This is a genomic window from Nocardia sp. CC227C (assembly GCF_030767025.1).
Lineage (GTDB): Bacteria > Actinomycetota > Actinomycetes > Mycobacteriales > Mycobacteriaceae > Nocardia.
The window spans coordinates 151,183-170,369 of record NZ_JASITE010000015.1 but is presented as its reverse complement, the minus strand read 5'-3'; the positions used below and the strand labels follow the sequence as shown (position 1 = coordinate 170,369).

15 protein-coding genes and 1 pseudogene are annotated in these 19,187 nt (G+C 69.4%); 7 read left to right on the top strand and 9 right to left on the bottom strand.

The genetic code is table 11. The annotated features are described in order from the left end of the window. Nucleotides 1-50 precede the first annotated feature (50 nt). From ptsP to QMO76_RS27590, 4 genes are read right to left on the bottom strand one after another with little or no spacing between them, the layout of a single operon-like run. On the bottom strand, nt 51-2,999 hold the full coding sequence (gene ptsP, locus QMO76_RS27605) for a phosphoenolpyruvate--protein phosphotransferase (protein WP_306364251.1): 2,949 nt from the start codon (nt 2,997-2,999) through the stop codon (nt 51-53). After that, nucleotides 2,996-3,586 (bottom strand): dihydroxyacetone kinase subunit DhaL, encoded by a 591-nt coding sequence (dhaL, locus tag QMO76_RS27600; protein ID WP_306364272.1) that lies wholly within the window; start codon nt 3,584-3,586, stop codon nt 2,996-2,998. The genes ptsP and dhaL overlap by 4 nt, the downstream gene beginning before the upstream one ends. Before the next feature lie 31 nt (nt 3,587-3,617). After that, entirely contained in the window at nt 3,618-4,619 is a 1,002-nt protein-coding gene (gene dhaK, locus QMO76_RS27595) for a dihydroxyacetone kinase subunit DhaK (RefSeq protein ID WP_306364250.1), read from the bottom strand. A gap of 8 nt (nt 4,620-4,627) precedes the next feature. Beyond that, nucleotides 4,628-5,380: an MIP/aquaporin family protein gene (locus tag QMO76_RS27590; protein ID WP_306364249.1), complete on the bottom strand. Its 753-nt coding sequence runs from the start codon at nt 5,378-5,380 to the stop codon at nt 4,628-4,630. Between the two features lie 102 nt (nt 5,381-5,482). Between QMO76_RS27590 and QMO76_RS27585 the strand changes: the two genes are divergently transcribed. Beyond that, nucleotides 5,483-6,232, top strand: a complete 750-nt coding sequence (locus tag QMO76_RS27585) for an IclR family transcriptional regulator (protein ID WP_306364248.1) — start codon at nt 5,483-5,485, stop codon at nt 6,230-6,232. A 41-nt stretch (nt 6,233-6,273) separates the two neighbouring features. Here the strand turns inward: QMO76_RS27585 and QMO76_RS27580 are convergent, their stop codons facing one another. The 4 genes and pseudogenes from QMO76_RS27580 to QMO76_RS27565 all read right to left on the bottom strand — a co-directional run bounded on the left by QMO76_RS27580 (nt 6,274) and on the right by QMO76_RS27565 (nt 10,531). Then, the gene (locus QMO76_RS27580) at nt 6,274-6,951 is read right to left on the bottom strand and encodes a hypothetical protein (protein WP_306364247.1); all 678 of its coding nucleotides are present in this window, start codon (nt 6,949-6,951) and stop codon (nt 6,274-6,276) included. A 138-nt stretch (nt 6,952-7,089) separates the two neighbouring features. Further along, complete coding sequence (locus tag QMO76_RS27575; protein ID WP_306364271.1) at nt 7,090-8,346, bottom strand: cytochrome P450; 1,257 nt, start codon at nt 8,344-8,346, stop codon at nt 7,090-7,092. 66 nt (nt 8,347-8,412) lie between these two features. After that, nucleotides 8,413-9,057, bottom strand: a pseudogene (locus QMO76_RS35435) (hypothetical protein); the annotation flags it as partial. Between the two features lie 787 nt (nt 9,058-9,844). After that, nucleotides 9,845-10,531, bottom strand: coding sequence for a MerR family transcriptional regulator (locus tag QMO76_RS27565; protein ID WP_306364246.1), 687 nt, complete (start codon nt 10,529-10,531; stop codon nt 9,845-9,847). Between the two features lie 93 nt (nt 10,532-10,624). Between QMO76_RS27565 and QMO76_RS27560 the strand changes: the two genes are divergently transcribed. Continuing rightward, complete coding sequence (locus tag QMO76_RS27560) at nt 10,625-12,358, top strand: GMC oxidoreductase (RefSeq protein ID WP_306364245.1); 1,734 nt, start codon at nt 10,625-10,627, stop codon at nt 12,356-12,358. Between the two features lie 136 nt (nt 12,359-12,494). Here QMO76_RS27560 and QMO76_RS27555 read toward each other — a convergent pair whose 3' ends face one another. Beyond that, complete coding sequence (locus tag QMO76_RS27555; RefSeq protein WP_306364244.1) at nt 12,495-12,938, bottom strand: hypothetical protein; 444 nt, start codon at nt 12,936-12,938, stop codon at nt 12,495-12,497. 345 nt (nt 12,939-13,283) lie between these two features. Between QMO76_RS27555 and QMO76_RS27550 the strand changes: the two genes are divergently transcribed. The 5 genes from QMO76_RS27550 to QMO76_RS27530 all read left to right on the top strand — a co-directional run bounded on the left by QMO76_RS27550 (nt 13,284) and on the right by QMO76_RS27530 (nt 19,182). Beyond that, nucleotides 13,284-13,718, top strand: a complete 435-nt coding sequence (locus tag QMO76_RS27550; RefSeq protein WP_306364243.1) for a DUF2599 domain-containing protein — start codon at nt 13,284-13,286, stop codon at nt 13,716-13,718. Nucleotides 13,719-13,848: 130 nt separating this feature from the next. Continuing rightward, nucleotides 13,849-15,144, top strand: a complete 1,296-nt coding sequence (locus tag QMO76_RS27545; RefSeq protein WP_306364242.1) for an aminotransferase class V-fold PLP-dependent enzyme — start codon at nt 13,849-13,851, stop codon at nt 15,142-15,144. Next, nucleotides 15,141-16,403 carry a heavy-metal-associated domain-containing protein gene (locus tag QMO76_RS27540; protein WP_306364241.1) on the top strand — a complete coding sequence of 421 codons (1,263 nt, stop codon included), beginning with the start codon at nt 15,141-15,143 and terminating at the stop codon, nt 16,401-16,403. Before QMO76_RS27545 ends, QMO76_RS27540 begins: the two co-directional genes overlap by 4 nt. Beyond that, complete coding sequence (locus tag QMO76_RS27535) at nt 16,400-17,848, top strand: decarboxylase (RefSeq protein WP_306364240.1); 1,449 nt, start codon at nt 16,400-16,402, stop codon at nt 17,846-17,848. The genes QMO76_RS27540 and QMO76_RS27535 overlap by 4 nt, the downstream gene beginning before the upstream one ends. Further along, nucleotides 17,848-19,182: a pyridoxal-phosphate dependent enzyme gene (locus QMO76_RS27530; protein ID WP_306364239.1), complete on the top strand. Its 1,335-nt coding sequence runs from the start codon at nt 17,848-17,850 to the stop codon at nt 19,180-19,182. Before QMO76_RS27535 ends, QMO76_RS27530 begins: the two co-directional genes overlap by 1 nt. The last annotated feature ends 5 nt before the right edge of the window (nt 19,183-19,187 follow it).

Below are 19,187 nucleotides of genomic sequence, written 5' to 3'. Positions count from 1 at the left end.
GTGATACCGGCCACGGCGAAACCTCGGCAATCCGCCCGGCCCCCGGGCGATCAGGCCGGAAGCGACAGCCCGCGCACCGCCGCGGCGGTGGCGCAGCGCAGCGCCCGCGCGGCCAGATCAGCGCAGGCCCCGCGGTCGAGCGTCCGCACGGCGGCCTTGATCAACGGAACGGCGGCGGGCGCGACGCTGAGTTCGGTCACCCCGAGACCCAGTAGGATCGGCACCGCCACCGGGTCGGAGGCCAACTCGCCGCAGACCGCCACCCGCGTCCCGCCCGCACCCCGGCAGACCATGTCGATCAACCGCAGCACCCCGGGATCGAGGGCGTCCGCGAGCGCGGCCACGGCCTCGTTGCCGCGCTCGACCGCCAGCGCGTACTGGGTGAGGTCGTTGGTGCCGATGCTGAAGAAGTCGACGTGCTCGGCCAGCTCCGCCGTCTTCGCCGCCGTGGCGGGCACCTCCACCATGATGCCGAGCTCGATCGACAGGTCGGCGGGGGCCACTTCTTTCAGCATCCCGCGGCCCGCGTCGATCTCCCGCACGTCGGTCACCATCGGGAACATCACCCCGACGGGATGGTCCGCGGCCACCCGTGCGATGGCGCTCAACTGCTCGCGCAGCAGGTGCGGATGTGCCAGGGCGAGACGGATACCGCGCTGTCCGAGAAAAGGATTCGCCTCCACCGGCTGGGCGAGGTACGGCAGCGGTTTGTCACCGCCCACATCGAGGGTGCGCAGCACCATCGGGCGGCCGTCGAAGACGGTCGCCAGATCGCGGTACACCTGCTCCTGCTCCGCGGCGGTCGGGGCGGCGGCCCGGTCGAGGAAGAGGAATTCGGTGCGGACCAGTCCCGCGCCGTCCGCGCCGCCTCGCACCGCGTCCTCCGCGTCCGCCAGGCTGCCGACGTTCGCGGCGACCTGGATCTCGACTCCGTCGCGGGTCACCGCGGGTTCCCGTGCGGCCGCTTCGGCGGCGCGCCGCCGGGCCCGCTGTGCGTCGGCTCGCGCGGTGAACGCGGCGAGGGTCTCACTGTCCGGGGCGATGACGAGCCGGCCGGTGTCGCCGTCGAGTGCCAGCATCGTCTGGTCGGGCACGGTCAGCACCTGCGGACCGGCCGCGACGACGGCGGGAATTCCCCTGGTGCGGGCCAGAATCGCGCTGTGCGCGGTGGGGCTGCCCTGCGCCAGCACGATGCCGGTGACCAGGTCGCGGTCGAGCCCGGCCACCTGCGCGGGCGTGAGGTCGGCGGCCACCAGCACGCCCGCGCGGCTGGCGATCTCGGTGGTATGCCCGAGCAGCGCCGAGAGCAGTTGATCACGCACCGCGCGCACATCGGCGGCCCGGGCCCGCTGATACTCGTCGGGCAGGGCCGCCAATTCATCGGCGGCGCTGTCGAAGACGGCGGCCACGGCCGCGGCGGCCGACCGGCCCTGGGCGATGCGCTCACGGACCTCCGCGATGAGGTCGTCGTCGTCCAACAGCAGTCGGTGCGCCGCGAAGATCTCCCCGGCGGTGGTGTCGGCCCGAGCGCGGGCGATATCGGCGTCGATGCGACCGCGCACGGTGGCGAGCGCGCCGTCGAAACGTTCGGCTGCCACGGCGGGAGCCTCCGCGCGGTCGTCGGCCAGGTCGAACTCGGCGACATCGAGCCGCCACGCCGGACCGATACCGATCCCCGAGGCCGCCGCCAGTGGACCGGTCCGCCCGGCCGGGTGGGAACGCCGCCAGGTCGACGGGGAACTGCCGTCCGGCACAGAGCTTCCAGGCAGCGAATGCCCGGCCGCGGTGCCTTCGGACACTGAGCTTTCGGCCGCTGTGTTGTCGGAGCCAATGCTGTCGGCCGTAATGCTGTCGGCCGCAGTGCTATCGGCCGTAATGCTGTCAGTCGCAGTGCTGTCGGCCGCAGTGCTGTCGACGGCAGGACTGTCGGCGACGTCTGTTGGCCGCTCGTCGAAGTGGCGGGCGGCCAGGTCCACGACGGCATCTACCGCCGCCCGTGCGTCCGGACCGTTCGCCGTGATCTCCACCTCGTGCCCGGCGCGCACTCCGAGCGCCGCGATCCGGCTCAGGCTGCGGCCCGACACCGACGGCGATCCGGTGCTCAGATTGCGGACCCGCACCTGCGCGTCGCGGCCACGCACGGCCGCCACCAGCCGTGCGGCGGGGCGGGCGTGCAGGCCGTGCTCGTTGGTCACCACGAAGACCGCGCGGACCGGATCCGCCGCTGTCGTGCGGCTCCCCGCGGCCGGAGTGACCCCCGCCCCTCCCGACGCCGCGTGCACGTTCGCCCGGTCCCCGGTACCCGCGTTCGTCTGATCCCCGGCAGCTCGTTCAGGAACCGCGTTCGCCTGACTCCCGGCAGCGTGCCCGGGGACCATGGTCGATTCGGACGCGCTACGTCGAGCACTTGTCGGCGACGTGTGCGCGCGTTCCTGATCGCCCGTCGGCGGCACGTCCGAAGGCTGCCGATCACCTGCCACCGGCAGATCCGCGGGATCACCATCGGACACTTCGGGGGCGGCCGCGTGGTCGCCACCGAGTCGGGTGTCGCCCGGCGACTCGTTCTCCGCCGTCGTCGGGTCGGGTGTCGCCGGTTGGCTGTCGGCGAGCTGCGAGCGCTTGGCCGCGAGCGCGTGTTCCGCCTCATCGGCCACCTCGTCGAGGTCGGCTCCCCCGGCGGCGGAGACGGCGGCGGCGACCAGGCCCTCCACCAGCGGTGCCGCGCACAGCCGGACCAGGTGCGGGCCGTCGAGCAGGTCCAGGGCGAGTTCGGCGGACAGGATGGCGCTGCCGAGATCCATGAGGATCAGCACGCCGTCGCCGCTGTCGGCCGCCGTGATGGCGGCCGCGACCGCTGTCGCGTCGGTGCCGAGGGTGTGCTCGTCCAGTCCGGCCGCGATCTCGATGCGGACCGGACTGTCGTGCAGCATCTCGGCGGCCAGCGCCACCGCGGCGCGGGCGAGGGCGCGGCTGTGGGAGACGACGACAATGCCGGTCATCGCACCGCCCGCCGGGCCGCGCGCAGCAGCAGCACCACACTGGTGGCGCCGGGATCCTGATGTCCGACACTGCGTTCGCCCAGATAGGAGGCACGGCCCTTGCGGGCCTGCATCGGCACCGTCGCGTCGCGGCCCGCCGCCGCGGCCGCGACCATGGCGTCCAGCGCGGCCCCGAAATCCGCTCCGGCGGCCAGGGCGCCATCGAAGGCGTCGGCGGCCGGGGCCAGGGCGTCGAACATGGTCTTGTCCCCGGCCTGGGCCTTGCCGCGCGCCACCACACCGTCGATACCGGCCCGCACGGCTTTGCCGAAGGTGTCGGCGTCGAGCTCGCCGGTGGTGCTCGCGGCCATCCGCAGCAGGAAGGTGCCGTAGAGCGGACCGCTGGCCCCGCCGACCGAGCGGACCAGCACCATACCCGCCTGTTTGATCGCGGCGGCTGTGGACTCTGGTGCGGCGGAATCGAATTCGGCCGCGATCGCGCGTGCGCCGCGTTGCATGTTGCTGCCGTGGTCGGCGTCGCCGATGGCGGCGTCGAGGGCGGTGAGCTCATCGGCGTGCTCGTCGATCAGCCGGGCGAATTCACGCATCCACCGCTGTACGTCGATGGTTGTCACGGTGTCACACTCCCCAGTTCAGGGCCGGTGTCCGCACCGGCGCGTCCCATAGCTCCAACAGTTCGTCGTCGACCCGGGTCACCGTCACCGAACAGCCTGCCATGTCCAGGCTGGTGACGTACGGGCCGACCAGTGACCGGACCACCTCGACGCCGTGCGCCCGCAGCACCCGCGCGACCTCGGCGTACATCACGTACAGCTCGAGCAGCGGAGTGCCGCCCATACCGTTGACGAAGCAGATGACCCGATCGCCGGATCGGTACGGCAGATCCGACAGCAGGGGTTCCACCAGCAGGCCGGCGATCTCCCGCGCGGACGCGAGTGGCAGCCGCCGCCGTCCGGGTTCGCCGTGGATGCCGATGCCCAGTTCCATCTCCGTCTCGCCAAGTTCGAAGGTGGGCCGCCCGGCGGCGGGCACCGTGCACGAGGTCAATGCCACTCCCATACTGCGGGTTTCGGCATTGGCGCGGCGGGCCACGTCGGCCACCTCCGTCAGTGTCCTGCCCGCTTCGGCCGCCGCGCCCGCCAGCTTCTCCACCACCAGGGTGCCGCCGACGCCGCGCCGCCCGGCGGTGTAGAGGCTGTCGCGCACGGCCACGTCGTCGTCCACCACCACCGACACCACGTCGGTGCCGGATTCGGCGGCCGCCAGCTCGGCGGCCATCTCGAAGTTCATGACGTCGCCGGTGTAGTTCTTCACGATGTGCAGCACCCCCGCGCCCGCGTCCACGGCGGTGGTGGCGGCCAGAATGCGGTCGGGCACCGGGGAGGTGAAAACCTCACCGGCACAGGCAGCGTCGAGCATGCCGCGGCCGACGAAGCCGCCGTGCAGCGGCTCGTGACCGGACCCACCGCCCGACACCAACCCGACCTTGCCGGGGGTGGGTGCGTCGGCGCGCAGGATCACGCGGTTCTTCTCGTCGATGCGCAGCTCCGGATGCGCGGCCGCCATTCCGGCCAGGGCATCGTCGACCACATCGGCGGGATCGTTGATGAGCTTCTTCACGAGATCTCCTATCGGACGGTCGATTCGACCGGTTCGGCGGTCGCGCCGAGGCGGTGCGAGGTACGGGTGAGGGCGTACGCGGTGGCGGCCGCAGCCACTCCGGCGAGGAATTCGGCGGCCAGGTAGACCGGGGCCTGACCCCACTGCACCTCGCCGCCCCACAGCTGCTGCACCAGCATCGGCCCGAGGGTGCGGGCGGGGTTGATGGACGCGCCCGTGGCGGGCGCCACCGGGATGATGGCGGCGAAGACCACCAGCCCGATCGCCACACCCGCGAACCCCGGTGCGGCGGCACGGTGGATGACCAGCAGGACGGTCAGCACCAGGATGAAGGTGCCGACGAATTCGGCGATGAACGCCTGTCCCGCACCGACATCCGTGCCGTACGCGGCGATGCCGAGTCCCACCTCGCTGGCACGGTCACCGAGGGTGCCGAGGATGGCCAGCGACCCGATCACCGCGCCGACCAGCTGCGCGGCAAGGTAGGCGGGGACCTGCCGCCAGGGGAACTGCCCGGACAGCGCGAGAGCGAGGGTGACCGCCGGGTTGATGTGATTACCCGACACGTGCCCGAAGGCGTAGACGGTCGCGACCACGACCGTGCCGAACGCCAACGAGATCATGCCGAGGTCGGCCATGGTGAACGGCGCGTCGCCGTTGACGATGAGCGTCGCCGGGACCGAGCCGACGCCGATGAAGACGAGGATTGCCGTGCCGAGCACTTCCGCCGCGAGACGCTGCGGTGTCCGCAGTCCATCCATGAGGTACTCCAGATATGTCGAACACCATTCGATAATGTCGAATAGGATTCGTAGAGTACGGTGTTGTGGCTCGGGTCACAAGGGCCCGCGAAAGGTGAGCGCATGATCCAGTCCGTAGACCGCGCCGTCCGCATCCTGTTCGCCCTGCAGGGCGCGCGGCGGATGACGCTGTCCGAGTTGGCCGCCGAGCTGGGGCTGGCCGCCACCACCGTGCACGGCATCGTGCGCACACTGGCCGCGCACGGCGTGGTCGTGCAGGAGCACGGCGGCGGCCGCTATCAACTCGGGCCCGCCGTACTGCGACTGGGCAATGTCTACCTGGACACCCTCGATCTGCGTGCCCGCGCCCTCACCTGGGCGCACGATCTCGCCCACCGCACCGGCCGCGCGGTCCGCGTCGGGGTGCTCTTCGGCGACGACGTGGTGATCATCCACCACGAACCCAGTCCCGACGGCAGCCGTCAGATGCCCGAACTCGGCATCGAGATCCCCGCCCACGCCAGCGCCCTCGGCAAAGCCGTCCTGGCCTTCCTGCCGCGCACCGAGACCGGCCCCCTGCGCAGCATGACCGGCGACACCATCACCACCGCCGACGACCTCGCCGACCATCTGCGCCCGGTGGCCCACTCCGGAATCGCCTTCGAGCGCGACGAGGCTGTGCTCGGCGAATCCTGTATCGCCGGAGCGATTTTCGACCACACCGGAGCGGTGGTGGGCGCGGTCGGCGTGGTCCTGCCCACCGCCGACTGGCCCGCCCCCGAGGCCGTCGTGGACGCGGTGCGCGCCACGGCCCGCACCATCTCCCGCGAACTGGGCTCCGGCCGCTGGCCGGTGCCGCCCGTGAGCGGGTAGATCCGGCGATCGGCCCGCCGCCCGCCGCGATCAGGACACGACTATTCGACCCGCACCATAGTCGTCATCACCCACGCTTCGGGATCCGGCCAGTCCTGCCGCAAAGATTTGACGATATGACGACGGCGAACACCATCGGGACATCTGACCATCACCTCGGTCTTGGCGAAAATCTGCGGATCCGTCGGCAAGAAGTTCAGATACTCGTCGAATTTCGGATGTACCCGACACCGCTCGAAGATTTCCGCCATGACCTCCGTCTCGACAATCCCAGGGGCCAGGATATTGAGCATCATCGCCGCATGGCGGGCCATGTCGTCCCACGAGTCCCCGAAGCTCTCCAGCGCACCCGGATTCGTGAAAAGCTCGATGACGAGATTCACCGGACCGCAATCGTCGGTCGGGACTTTCAACCAGGGAAAGTATTCGTCTGCCGCAGCGTTCTTCGCCATGATGTTCAGAACCGGACTCTCCATGAACATTCCGGGCCCGGAGAAGGAACTCAGCAGTTCGAGATCACCCTCCGCGAATCGCGGCGGCCAGCGACCGGCCCGGAACGGCACGATTCCATGCAGGACCTGATCGGCGACCTTCCAGCCCAGCACCGCAGGGAACTCGAAGAATTTGACGAGGGCGATGATCTCTTCGTTCTCGAAGCGGCGTTCCGCACGGAACTTCTTGGCGGTCGCGCTGAGTGAGAGATTCAACTCGGCTGCCACTCGGCTTCTCGAGTACCCGAGCACCGCACGGGTCTTGTCGAGTGCGGCGTAGAGGTGCTGCTGGGCCTCCGAGAGTGTCTCTTGTCGCTCGTACGGCGGGTAGTTCGTATCCTTTCGTCGTCGCCTGATCAACGGATCTCACCACTCGACCGGTAGTGCTTTGAGGCCGTACACCATCGCATCCTCCTTGAAATCGAGCTCGTCGATGGCCGCCGTCAGCCGCAGATCCGGAATGCGCCGGAAGAGCGTCTGCAACGTGATGCTCAATTCGATACGCGCCAACTGCAGGCCGATGCAGTTGTGGCGGCCCGCGCCGAACGAGAGGTGCTGGGCCGCGTTCGAACGGGTCAGGTCGATCCGATCCGGGTCGGGGAAGACGCTTTCGCTCCAGTTGGCCACTCCGATGTCGAAGATGATCGCGTCACCAGCGCGAATAGTCTCATCGGCGACGTCGATATCGGCGACCGCGACTCTCCGCAATCCGATGTGCGGGATGCTCAGGTACCGAGCGAGCTCGTCGACCGCATTGGTCAGGACTCTCGGGTCGTCGGTGTCCCGGATCAACGCCAACTGCTCCGGACTCTCCAGCAGTGCGACGACACCGAGCGCGATCATGTTCGCGGTGGTCTCGTGCCCGGCGGCCAAGAGGCCGACCGCCTCCATGGTGGCCTCCCAGGGTTGCAGTTCCCCGGCGCCTACGAGTTCTGCCATGTCGGACAGGGTGTCCTCGCCCGGCTTCTCGGCCTTGGCCAGTATCAGCTTGTTCAGATAGTCGAGCATCCGCAATGTGTTCTGCGCGGACTCCTCCACAGAGGTCGCGGAGTCGAACCCGGTCGCGGTCAGGGTCTCGAAGAACGCGTGATCCTCGTACGGGACACCGAGCAGCTCACAGATCACCTCCGACGACACCGGCAGTGCCAGTGACGTGACCAGATCAGCCGAACGCCCCGCGGCCAACATGGCATCGATCCGCTCGTCGACATGCTTGCGGATGAGCGGTCGCAATGTCTCCAGCCGCTTGGGCGTGAACGGCTTGGCCAGCATCCGCCGGAAGCGTGCGTGCTCGGCGCCGTCCGAGTTCAACATCGTACGCGGACTCAACTCCGCGACCGCTTTCATCGAGGGGTTGGTATGCGGGAAATCCGGATGTTTGTTGTCCAGCAGCACATTCGGGTCGGCGAAGAGCGTTCGGGCCTCCGCATGGCCCGTCACCAGCCACGCTGTCTTGCCTTCCCACGTCCGGACCTTGGAAATCGGTCCCGTGGCGGCGATCTCGCGAACTCCCGGGGCCGGCACGAAGGGACAGCCCTGCGCTCGGGGCATGGGATAGAAGGGCACCTCGGCGGTGGTCGATGTTGACGCAAGACCGCACAGGTGCCGGAGCTGCCGATGCATCGCCTCCGTTACCCGCCCCATCTGCGCATGGCTGTGTTCGACAGTGTCGTATTCGACCTGGACGGTCAGGCGGTCGCCCAGCGTGAACATCGTCATCGTCGGCGGCATCTGTTCACCCATGCCGTAGACGAAGTTGCGCACGAGTTCGAGGTTCGACGGGATCGGATAGGCCGGCATCCGGCCGATATTCGACAGCCCCAGCGACGGCACGATGGTGGGCATCCCCGCGGCTTCGGGATCGATGCCGCGGGACAGCGCGCGCAGAATCAGGGCGGGAAACCGGGCCTCGACCGCGCCCCGCACGCCGACCTCGACCATCCGCGCCAACTCGATCGGATCGGTGTCAGCGCTCGCGAAGACCGGGGTGGGGACCCCGCTCACGCAGTTCAGAACGGTCGACCCCGACAGCGGCGGCGCCAGTTGGTCCCGCACATCCGCACAATGCGTGGCGAGCATCATCGCCGGACCCCCGCCGGCATCGAGCTCGGTCCGCATCGCCGTCAATGCGGCGCCGGCGAGCAGGCTGTTGACCGAGACTCCGTGTGCGCGTGCGGTGGCGACGATCGCCTCGGAGTCTTCCACGGTCAAGTCCAAGGACCGCAGCGTGAACCGTCCGCACGGGTCACCGAACCCGTCGCCGTCGACGGGCAGATGAGCCGGTGCGGACGTGGCAGGGTCGGTGGCCGCGGCAATGGCGGCCAGCTGAGTCATGAAGGCATCGAGTTCGGCGTCGGAGACCGTGTGCGCCAGCTGGGCGTCCACTCCGTCGGGCAGCTCGCGATCCGAATCCGACAACGGCAGCGGCTCCCCCGCGAGGTGGGCGCCGTACCGCTCCCACATCTCGTGCACCAGCGGGAACATCGAGCGGCCGTCGCAGATGCCGTGATGCGCCACCATCACGATGCGACTGAGCCCTCCTTCCCGCAGCAGGTACCCCTTGAAAAGCCCCTCGCTCCAATCATGTTTGCTGTTGATGAGCGCCTGATACTCGTCGTCTCCGCCCGCCCGGACCTCCAGCGGGGGCTGATAGTTCTCCCGCAACTCGAAACCGAGCCCGCCATCGGCGGTCCGGACGACAACCGCGCGCAGCATGGCGTGCCCCGCGGCGAGCTCGGTCAGCACCCGGCGCAGGACCTCGGTGTCGACGTCACCACGCACCGTGCTCCCGATGTGCAGGGCCACTTCAGCTTTCGGCACGCTGCCCAGCTGGGCCTCGCGGTCGAAATGAGCCATCTCGAAGGGCGTCAGGGGGCGTGATGTGGTCATGCGTGAACCGTGCTTCCGTGCAGAGGACTTGCCGCACCGAACATACACACAGCGCTCGCGTCGCGACATTCGAGCCGCCGCGGCAGGAAGTCGCGGTTCGCATGTCGCCGTGCGGTTTTGGAGCCCACTCGATCGCGACCGAACGATCGGGTCCGATCCGACAGCCGAGGCTCGCTGACGGCGCTGCCATCGCCTGCCGGATGCCTCGCGGTGCCGACCCCCCCGCGAAGGGCTAGCGCCCCGACTCCGCGTCGAGTTCCCGTACGGCACGCTCGATTTCGTCGGCGAGCGTGGCTCCGCCGACCTCCCAGGCGGCCGCGCGGAAGCGATCGCGGAAGCGCATGAGGTCGGTGCCGAGGCCCTCGCCGCCGTAGCTGGTGGCGGCGGCGTCGCGGAAGGTGCGCGCCATCTCGTCGGCCAGGTCGGCGATGTGGGCGCGGATCAGTTTGCGCAGTGCGCCGCTGAGGGTGATGTCGGTGCCGATGTCGTAGAGGATCAGCGCGCCCTTGAGCATGGGCAGGTCCGGCACCCGCCAGCCGTCGTCGCGCCGTTCGAGGTAGTTGGCGGCGATCAGGTCGTCGAGGATCTCGGTGCGGCGGTCGCCGAGCAGATCCGACAGCGCCTCGTCGGAGAGGTCCACGACCTGGTCGGCCGAGACGGAGTGGCGCGGGTCGAACAGGGTCCGCCAATCCCCCGGCACGGTATCGGTGGCCAGCACCTCGCGAATGGCGTCGAGACGTAGGCCGCGTGCCCGCATGGCGGCGATATCGCGCAGCCGCTCCAGATGGTCGTCGCCGTAGACGACTTCCTTCCCGGCCCGGCCGGGTTTCGGCAGCAGGCCGAGCGAATGGTAGTAGCGGATGGTGCGCGCCGGGATACCGCTCAGATCGGCGAGTTGGGTACGGCTGAAGCGAGGCACGGGCCAAGCATAGAGTCAGGTCAGCCTTCATTGACAGTGGCAACTGTCCGCGTTAGCGTAACGCGCGTCACCGCCGACACCGAGGAGTTCCGCATGTCCCAGCGCGAAACCGATTTCGACGTGCTCATCGTCGGATCCGGATTCGGTGGCAGCGTCACCGCGCTGCGCTTGGTCGAGAAGGGGTACCGGGTCGGCATCCTGGAGGCCGGGCAACGCTACGCCGACGACGAACTGCCCGACACCAGTTGGGATCTCCGCAAGTTCCTGTGGGCACCGGCCCTGGGCTGCTACGGCATCCAGCGCATCCACCCGCTGCGCAATGTGCTGATTCTGGCGGGCGCGGGTGTGGGCGGCGGATCGCTCAACTACGCCAACACCCTGTACGTGCCACCGGAGCCGTTCTTCCGGGACGCGCAGTGGCGCGACATCACCGACTGGCGCGACGAGCTCATGCCCTACTACGAGCAGGCGCGCAAGATGCTCGGCGTGGTGCAGAACCCGCACATGACACCCGCCGACGAGGTGTTCAAGCAGGTCGCCGACGATATGGGCGTGGGCGACACCTTCGTCCAGACCCCGGTCGGCGTCTTCTTCGGCGAGCCGGGCACGACCGTCGCCGACCCGTTCTTCGGCGGCGTCGGCCCGGACCGCACCGGCTGCATCGAATGCGGCGAGTGCATGACCGGCTGCCGCCACAACGCCAAGAACACCCTGGTCAAGAACTACCTGTACCTCGCCGAAAAGGCTGGGGCGCGGATCGTCCCGATGACCACGGTCAAGGCGCTGCGCCCGCTGCCGGACGGCACCTGGGATGTGGACACCACCCGCACGGGCGCGCTGCTGCGCAGACAGCCCAAGACCTACACCGCCGCCAACGTGGTGCTGGCCGCGGGCACGCGCGGGACGCAGAAGCTGCTGTTCGCCATGCGAGACAAGGGCGTGCTGCCCGGTCTGTCCGACCGGCTGGGGGTGCTCACCCGCACCAACTCCGAATCCATCGTCGGCGCGGCCACCCGCACGGTGAACCCCGACCGCGACTTCACCCGCGGCGTCGCGATCACCTCATCCATCCACCCCACGCCCGACACCCATATCGAACCGGTGCGCTACGGCAAGGGCTCCAATGCCATGGGTCTGCTCCAAACCCTCATGGTGGACGGCGGCGGCCGGGTGCCGCGCTGGCTGCGCTTCCTGTGGACGGTGCTGTTGCATCCGCTCATGCTGGTGCAGTTCCTGAGCGTGAAGAACTGGAGTGAGCGCACCATCATCTCGCTGGTGATGCAGCATCTCGACAACTCCATCACCACCTACACCAAGCGCGGTCTGTTCGGCCGCAAGCTCACCTCCAGACAGGGCCACGGGGAGCCCAATCCGACCTGGATCCCGGTCGGCAACGATGTGACGCGGCGGGTGGCCGACAAGATCGGCGGCGTGGCCGGCGGCTCCTGGGGCGAGGTGTTCAATATTCCGCTCACCGCGCATTTCCTGGGCGGGACGGCCATCGGCGCGGACCCCGACCACGGTGTCATCGACCCTTACCACCGGGTGTACGGCTATCCGACGCTGAGCGTGGTGGACGGCGCGGCGGTGTCGGCGAACCTGGGCGTGAATCCGTCGCTGACCATCACCGCGCAGGCCGAACGCGCGGCGGCCATGTGGCCCAACAAGGGCGAGGCAGACACCCGCCCGGAACAGGGCCGGGGTTACCGGCGCATCGCACCCGTGGCACCGAAGCAGCCCGTGGTCCCCGCGTCGGCTCCGGCGGCGCTGGTCCTGCCGATCGTGGAGATCCGCGACGGCGGGCAGACCGAATCGACGCCCGCCTGAGTTGTGCACGCCGTGCACACTCGCAGCGCCCGCCGTTCGACGCTCGGACCGTTCGGCGCTCGCGCGACCAGCCACTCGGCCCTCGCGCCACCGGCCACTCGGCCCTCGCTCCGCGAGCCGTCCGGCGGCTGCCCGCTCAGCTGCCGAACACGTGCGCGAAACCCATCGGGGAGGTGGGCGGCGGCGCGGTACCGGCCGGGGCGCGGAATTCCTGGAGGGCGGACAGCACGTCCACATGTCGCGCCGCGTAGCAGCGGACCTGCGGCAGGGCGTGGGCGACCTCGCTGCGTTCGAGCGGTTCGGCGTCGATATAGCCGATATTGTCCAGGTGCAGTCCGAGGGTCTGGGCGATGCGGCCGATGGCGGCGGACTTGCGGCCCCACCCCACCTCGACGACCGCGAAGCGGTCGTGCAGTCCGTGGCGGCGCAGCTCCGCATCGGTCCACGACCACTCGCCGCGGCTGGCGACCGCGTGCAGGATGCCACGCTCCCCCAGTATGCGCAGGGCCCGCACCGCGTCGGGGCGCAGCGCTCCACTGGTGGAATCGCTCACCACCCCGTCCCACAGGGTCTTGTCCACTTCCCAGACAAGACATTTCACAGTCGGTGACATCTCCTGCCTTCACACGTCGAGCAATCATCCGGATATCTCGATGCCGGGCGCCGCGCTCGTGGCGAAGGGTGCCCTGCGCGTGACATCGTATGGTCCGTCTGGGCCACAGCACCAGTGGAACCGAATCGAGGCGGGGTGCGTTGACGCAAAAGTGATGGCGGATTCATCGCTGGTAGCGTCGGTTTCCGCAGCAGAACAGCGTAGGAGGTGGAGGAGCCGATGCGGCACCGCACAAGACTCTCGGGGGCAGTGCTTGCGGGCGCGACGGCGCTCGCCCTCTCGGGTTGCGGTGCTTCCCAGGAATCGGCGCCGGTGGTGATCGGTTCGCTGGAACCGGCAGCACATTCCGAGCCGCCCGCCCCGCCGGTGCAGGCGATGCCCGCACCCTCCCCCGCCGATATCGCCGCCCCGACCACGCTGCCGCCCGATGTGTACGCCGGGATGCCGCTCATCGAGCGCACCGAGTGGACCGACGCCGTCGACGGCCGCCGCCTGCTCGTCTACCCGACCGACGCGGGACGCGTCGACCGGTTCCCGACGGCCGCCGATCGGGCCTGGCGGGAGATCCTCACCCTGTCCCCCGACGCCGACACACCCGGTATGTGGGACCAATTCCGGTGCCACTGGGAGTGGGCGCGGGTGGTGAACCCCGACAAGCCGAGCTGGAACCTGGAGCCGTGGCGACCGGCCGTCGGCTACCAGGAGACGGTGAACGCGCTGTGCAATCCGGGCGGTCCGGAGCGCTGAACAGCTCCGTCGCGGCCATAACGAGACGGTCGCGGCGAAAGCGCTTGCCCGCGAGAACCTTCGAGTCCAACCTGAAAGTTGCGTATCGTGGGTGTCGTCGAAGCGCGTACTCCTCGGAGGGAGCGGCACGGTGCGGTCATCAGCGTCTCCGTCCGCCGGGCCGAACCTTGCCCGGGAGACCGTGCTGCCGGGTGCGCGGGAGCTGTTCCCCGCCCTCGACGATACCGTCGTCTACCTCGACAGCGCTTCCACCACGCAGAAGCCGCGACCGGTCATCGAGGCCGTCAACCGGTATCACTCGCGGCAGACCGCCAATGCCGGGCGCGGCACCTATCCGTGGGCCACGATGCTCACCCGGGAGCTGGAGCGGGTGCGGGAACGCACGGCCGGATTCCTGGGCGCGCATCCCGACGAGGTGGTCTTCACCGGCGGGGCGACGGCCGGGCTCAACGCGGTGGCGCTGTCCTGGGCGCTGACGAACCTGCGCGACGGTGACGAGATCCTCTACAGTCCGCGCGATCACGGCTCGAATGTGTACCCGTGGCACCACCTTCGGCAACTCCTGCGCGGCTTCGGGCGCGAGATCCGGCTGGTGCCGTACCGGGTGACCGCGCTCGGGGAGGCCGATATCGACCAGCTCGCCGCCGCCGTCACCCCGCGCACGCGCCTCATCACGGTCGCGCACCTGCATCACGTCTTCGGGGCTCTGACCACACTGGAGGAGCTGCGCGGACACATCGACCCGGAGATCGCGCTGTGCTTCGACTGCAGCCAGAGCGGCGGGCATCTACCGGTGGACGTCACCGAGTTGGACGCCGACTTCGCGGTGTTCTCGGCCCACAAGATGTTCGGCACACCGGGAACCGGGGTGCTGTACTGCCGACGCCGCCGCCACAAGGAACTCACGCCGTTCCTGCCGGGCGGCAATTCCGCTGTGGCGCTGGACTTCCCACACGGTGGCGAGCCGCACACCGAGGCGATGCTGCGGTCGGGGGCGATGCCGCGGCTGCTCGAGGGCGGCACCCACAATATTCCGGGCATCCTCGCCCTCGGCGCGGCCCTGGACGTGCTCGACGGATTCGGGCTCGACGCCATCGCCGACCACAACCGGGCGCTCACCCAACGCCTGATCGTGGGCCTGCGCACGATTCCCGATCTGGAATTCCTGCCCGGACCCGCCCACGCCCCCTGCGAAACCGGTTACGGCACAGTGTCGTTCACACTGCCCGGGATCACCGCCACCGATCTGGGATTCGTGTTGAGCGAGTACGGTTTCCTGGTCCGCACCGGCGCGCACTGTGTACCCGCCGACACCGTCGGCCGGGACGAGGATTCGGTGCGCGTCAGCGCGCACGTCTACACCACCGTCGACGAAATCGACCGCTTCACCGAATGCGTCGCCACCATAGCCACGGAGGTCAGATGACGATGAACGGGCACGACCCCCGCTACGACCGCCGCGCGGCCTCCCGCGTGCTCGCGGCGCTGGCCCGACCGGGGCTGTTCGAGACCGCCGGGTTGCCGCCGAGGCTGCGCATCGAATACACCTGCGCGCCGATGCGTTCCGAGCCCGGCTCGCATCTGACGCTGTCACAGCGGCTGTACCTGGGGCGGTTCATGAAACCGTGCCGTCCGGATCAAGTCACCTCGGCGACACACCGCATCGCGTGGACCGACAGCGACGGGATCCCCAATACCGGTCACTTCCACTCCGGCGGGCTGGGGCCGATCGTGCCCATCGCCATGCGGGAGACGGTACTGACGCTGTGGCACGCCCTTGCCGCCGATGAGGCACTGGCACAACGGATCTCGCGGCTGTCGGGGCGCGACCGGGCGGTCCTCGTCGGCACCACCACCGATCACGACCCCATCGACATCTTCCGGGTCGGCATCGAGGCCACCGGGCGAGCACTGGCGCAGCACGCACTGCTGGCGCGGTGGACGCCCTACCGCACGCCCGTGGAATTCGCTGTCGGCATGCGCGATTCCGGCATCTACGGGGCGGTCGCGACCCGGTGGTACTGGGAGCAGCAGGCGTCGACCTACCGGCGCGGCATGATCGCGGTGACCCTGGCCGCGCAACCCGACGGCACCGTGCGCTACTCGGCCGACACCGTGGCCACGCTGCGCGCCATGAAGGACGCCACCATCGCCGACGCTCACCGGATCATGCGGCGCGCCACCACCGTCGAGGGTTTGAGCGTGGCGGCCGCCATCGAGAAGTACCACGACGAACTCGACCTCATCTCGCGCCAGTACGCGCTGCTGCCGCCCGGCACGCGCCCGGCCTGCCTGGCCGCCATGCCGCATCAGATCGACGGCGAGCACTACAGCATCCTGCCGACGGTGGTGGACCGGTTCACCGAACTGTTCTGCGCCATCGTCTCCCGGCTCACCATCGCGCAGACGACCGCGGACGCCGAGGCCGGCGATGCGGAGCTGTCCGCCGAGGACCGGGTGTTCTGGGTGCCGGACATGAACTGCCAGCACTGCGTGCGCACCATCACCGGCACACTGGAATCGATGAGTATCGCCGTGCACGACATCGACCTGGTGTCCAAGCGGGTGCTCGCCGACTTCCGCAGCCCGCGCAATCGACACCGCGCCTTCGAGGCGCTGCGCGACAGCGGATACAACCCCACCGTCGAGACACCGGCACCGGCCACCACGGAAACGGCCGTATGACGGTTTCCACACCGCCCACACTGCCGCCCAAGATCCACCCGCTGGTCCGCGCGTTCATCGACGCGCCCGGGGCGGTGACCGCCGCGCTGGAGCGGTTCTCCTCGCCCGCGCATCTGGTCTTCCCGCAGGTGTTCGCCGAGAATCTCGGCCGCTTCCGGGAGGTGCTCGACGCGCACTTGTCCGGCTACCGAATCTGCTACGCGCACAAGGTGAATCAGTCCCGGGCCTTCGTTCGCACCGCGGCACGGGCCGGAATCGGCATCGACGTCGCCTCGGCGGCCGAACTGGCGAGCGCGGTTGGTGCCGGGTTCGCGCCGGAACGCATCGAGGTGACCGGTCCGAAGGGCGAAGCGTTCCTGCGGAATCTGGTGGGCACCGGAGTGACCGTCAACGCCGACAACCTGTGGGAGGTGCGGCGGCTGGCGGAGCTGGCGGACGAACCGGTGCCGCTGCTGCTGCGCATGTCCGGCTTCCCGGCGACGCCGGTGAGCCGGTTCGGGGTGCCGCTGTGGCAGGCCGAGGAGGCGCTCGCGCTGCTGGCGGCGCATCGGGACCGGATCGCCTTCCAGGGCTTCGCCTTTCACATCGACTCCGGGGAGCCCGCCGAACGGGTGCGGGCGGTGGAGGCCTGCCTGGCGCTCACCGAACGCGCCTACGAATGCGGACTCGTGCCGACGATCCTGAATATCGGCGGCGGCTTCCGACAGGTGTTCACCGCCGACGCCGACGCCTTCGACCGGTACGTGGTGGCGTTGCGGTCGGGGTTGCTCGGGCGCGGTGAGGCGATGACCTGGGGCGGCAACACCTTCGGTTTCCATCTGGACGGCGGCGCCGTGCACGGGACGCCGGTGTTCCACAAGTACGCCAATACCGTGCCCGCGACCGTGATGCTCACCGATCTGCTCGGCGCGGAACTCGAACAGCACGGTGGCCGCGCGATGGCGCGGCTGGCGGCGGAGAATCTGCTCGACATCTGGTTGGAGCCGGGCAAGGCGCTGGTCGATCATGCCGGAATCACCGCGGCCCGAGTGGAGTTCGTCAAGGATGTGGCCGCGGATACGACCCTGGTGAATCTCGACGTCAGCCGCGACACCGTCACACCCGCCGATCAGGAGGTGATGGTGGATCCGGTGCTGCTGCCCGGCAGTCCCGCGCCCGGACCGGATTCCGGCGACGCACCGGTGGGGGTGTTCCTGGCCGGACGGCTGTGCCTGGAGCGCGACCTCATCACCAATCACAAGGTGTGGCTGCCCCGGCGGCCGCGGCCGGGCGATGTGATCGTGTTCCCGAATACCGGGGCCTATCACATGGATCTGTCGGCGGCGACCGCTTCCATGCATCCGAGACCGCCGAAACTCGCTGTCGCGCAGCAGGGTGACGGGTTCCGGGTGTGCCGGGACGAGGAGTACGAACCCGTGCCGGTCGCCGGACCGCGGGAGGCGTGATGCGCTACGACCACATCACCGAACTCATCGGCAATACGCCGCTGCTGCGGCTCGATCCCGCCGTGCACGGGCTCGAGCATGTGGAGCTGTACGCGAAACTGGAGTCCTGCAACCCCTTCGGGTCCGTGAAGGACCGGGTGGCGTGGGGCATGATCCGCGACGAACTCGACGAGATCGTGGCGCGCGGGCAGAGCCTCATCGAGGCGTCCAGCGGCAATACCGCCAAGGCGCTGCGGATACTCGGGGCGGTGCACGGGGTCGGGCTGCGGGCGGTCACCAACCGGATCAAGGTCGACGAGGTGCGGGAGCTGCTGCGGCTGTTCGGCACCGAGATCGAGGAACTGCCCGGCCTGTCGGAGTGCCCCGACCCGACCGCACCCAACGACGTGTACTCGGTGATCGAGGCGACCATGGCGAAAGCGCCCGGCGCGTACCATCATCCGTCGCAGTACACCAGCGAGAAGAATATCGAGGCGCACTACCGGGGCACCGGGCGCGAGATACACGACGACCTCACCCGCGACGGCATCACCCGGGTGGACTATCTGATCGGCGGGCTCGGCACCACCGGCTCCACCCGGGGCGCGGCCAGCTACCTGCTCGAGCACAATCCGGAACTGCGCACCATCGCGGTGGTCTCCGAGCGCGGTGACTTCATCCCCGGAATCCGCTCCGAGACCGAGATGTGGGATGTGGGCCTGTTCCGGCCCGAGTTCTACGACCGCATCGTGCCCGTCGACTCCGCCGGCGCCATCACCGGAACCCTCGCCCTGGCCACCGAACACGGCGTCCTGGCCGGACCCACCAGCGGCGCGGCCTACACGGCGGCCCTGGACGCATTGCGCGACCACCCGGTCGACACCGCGCGCCGCACCGTGGCCGTCTTCATCGTCTGCGACCGCCTCGAACCGTATCTGTCCTACATCCGCAAACGCCGCCCCGACCTGTTCGGCGCACCCGCCCGCCACCGCACCCCGCCCACCCCGGAGGAACTGACCGCCACCCCCACCCTCACCCCCGGCGCACTGGAAGAGCTCGACCGCACCGCCCGCCCCACCCTCGTCGACACCCGCGGCGCCATGGCCTACCGCATCGCCCACGTCCCCGGGGCCATCAACATCCGCGACGACCAGCTCGACGACATGCTCACCCACACCGTCCCCTTCCCCCGCTCCCGCCCCCTGGTCTTCCTCTGCCCCATCGGCGAGGTCTCCCGCCACTACGCCGCCCTGGCCCGCCGCGCGGGCTACGACGCCAGCAGCCTGGCGGGCGGTGTCACCGCCTGGCGGGACAGCGGCAAACCGATGGAGTCGGCACCGAGACTGGATACCTGACGACG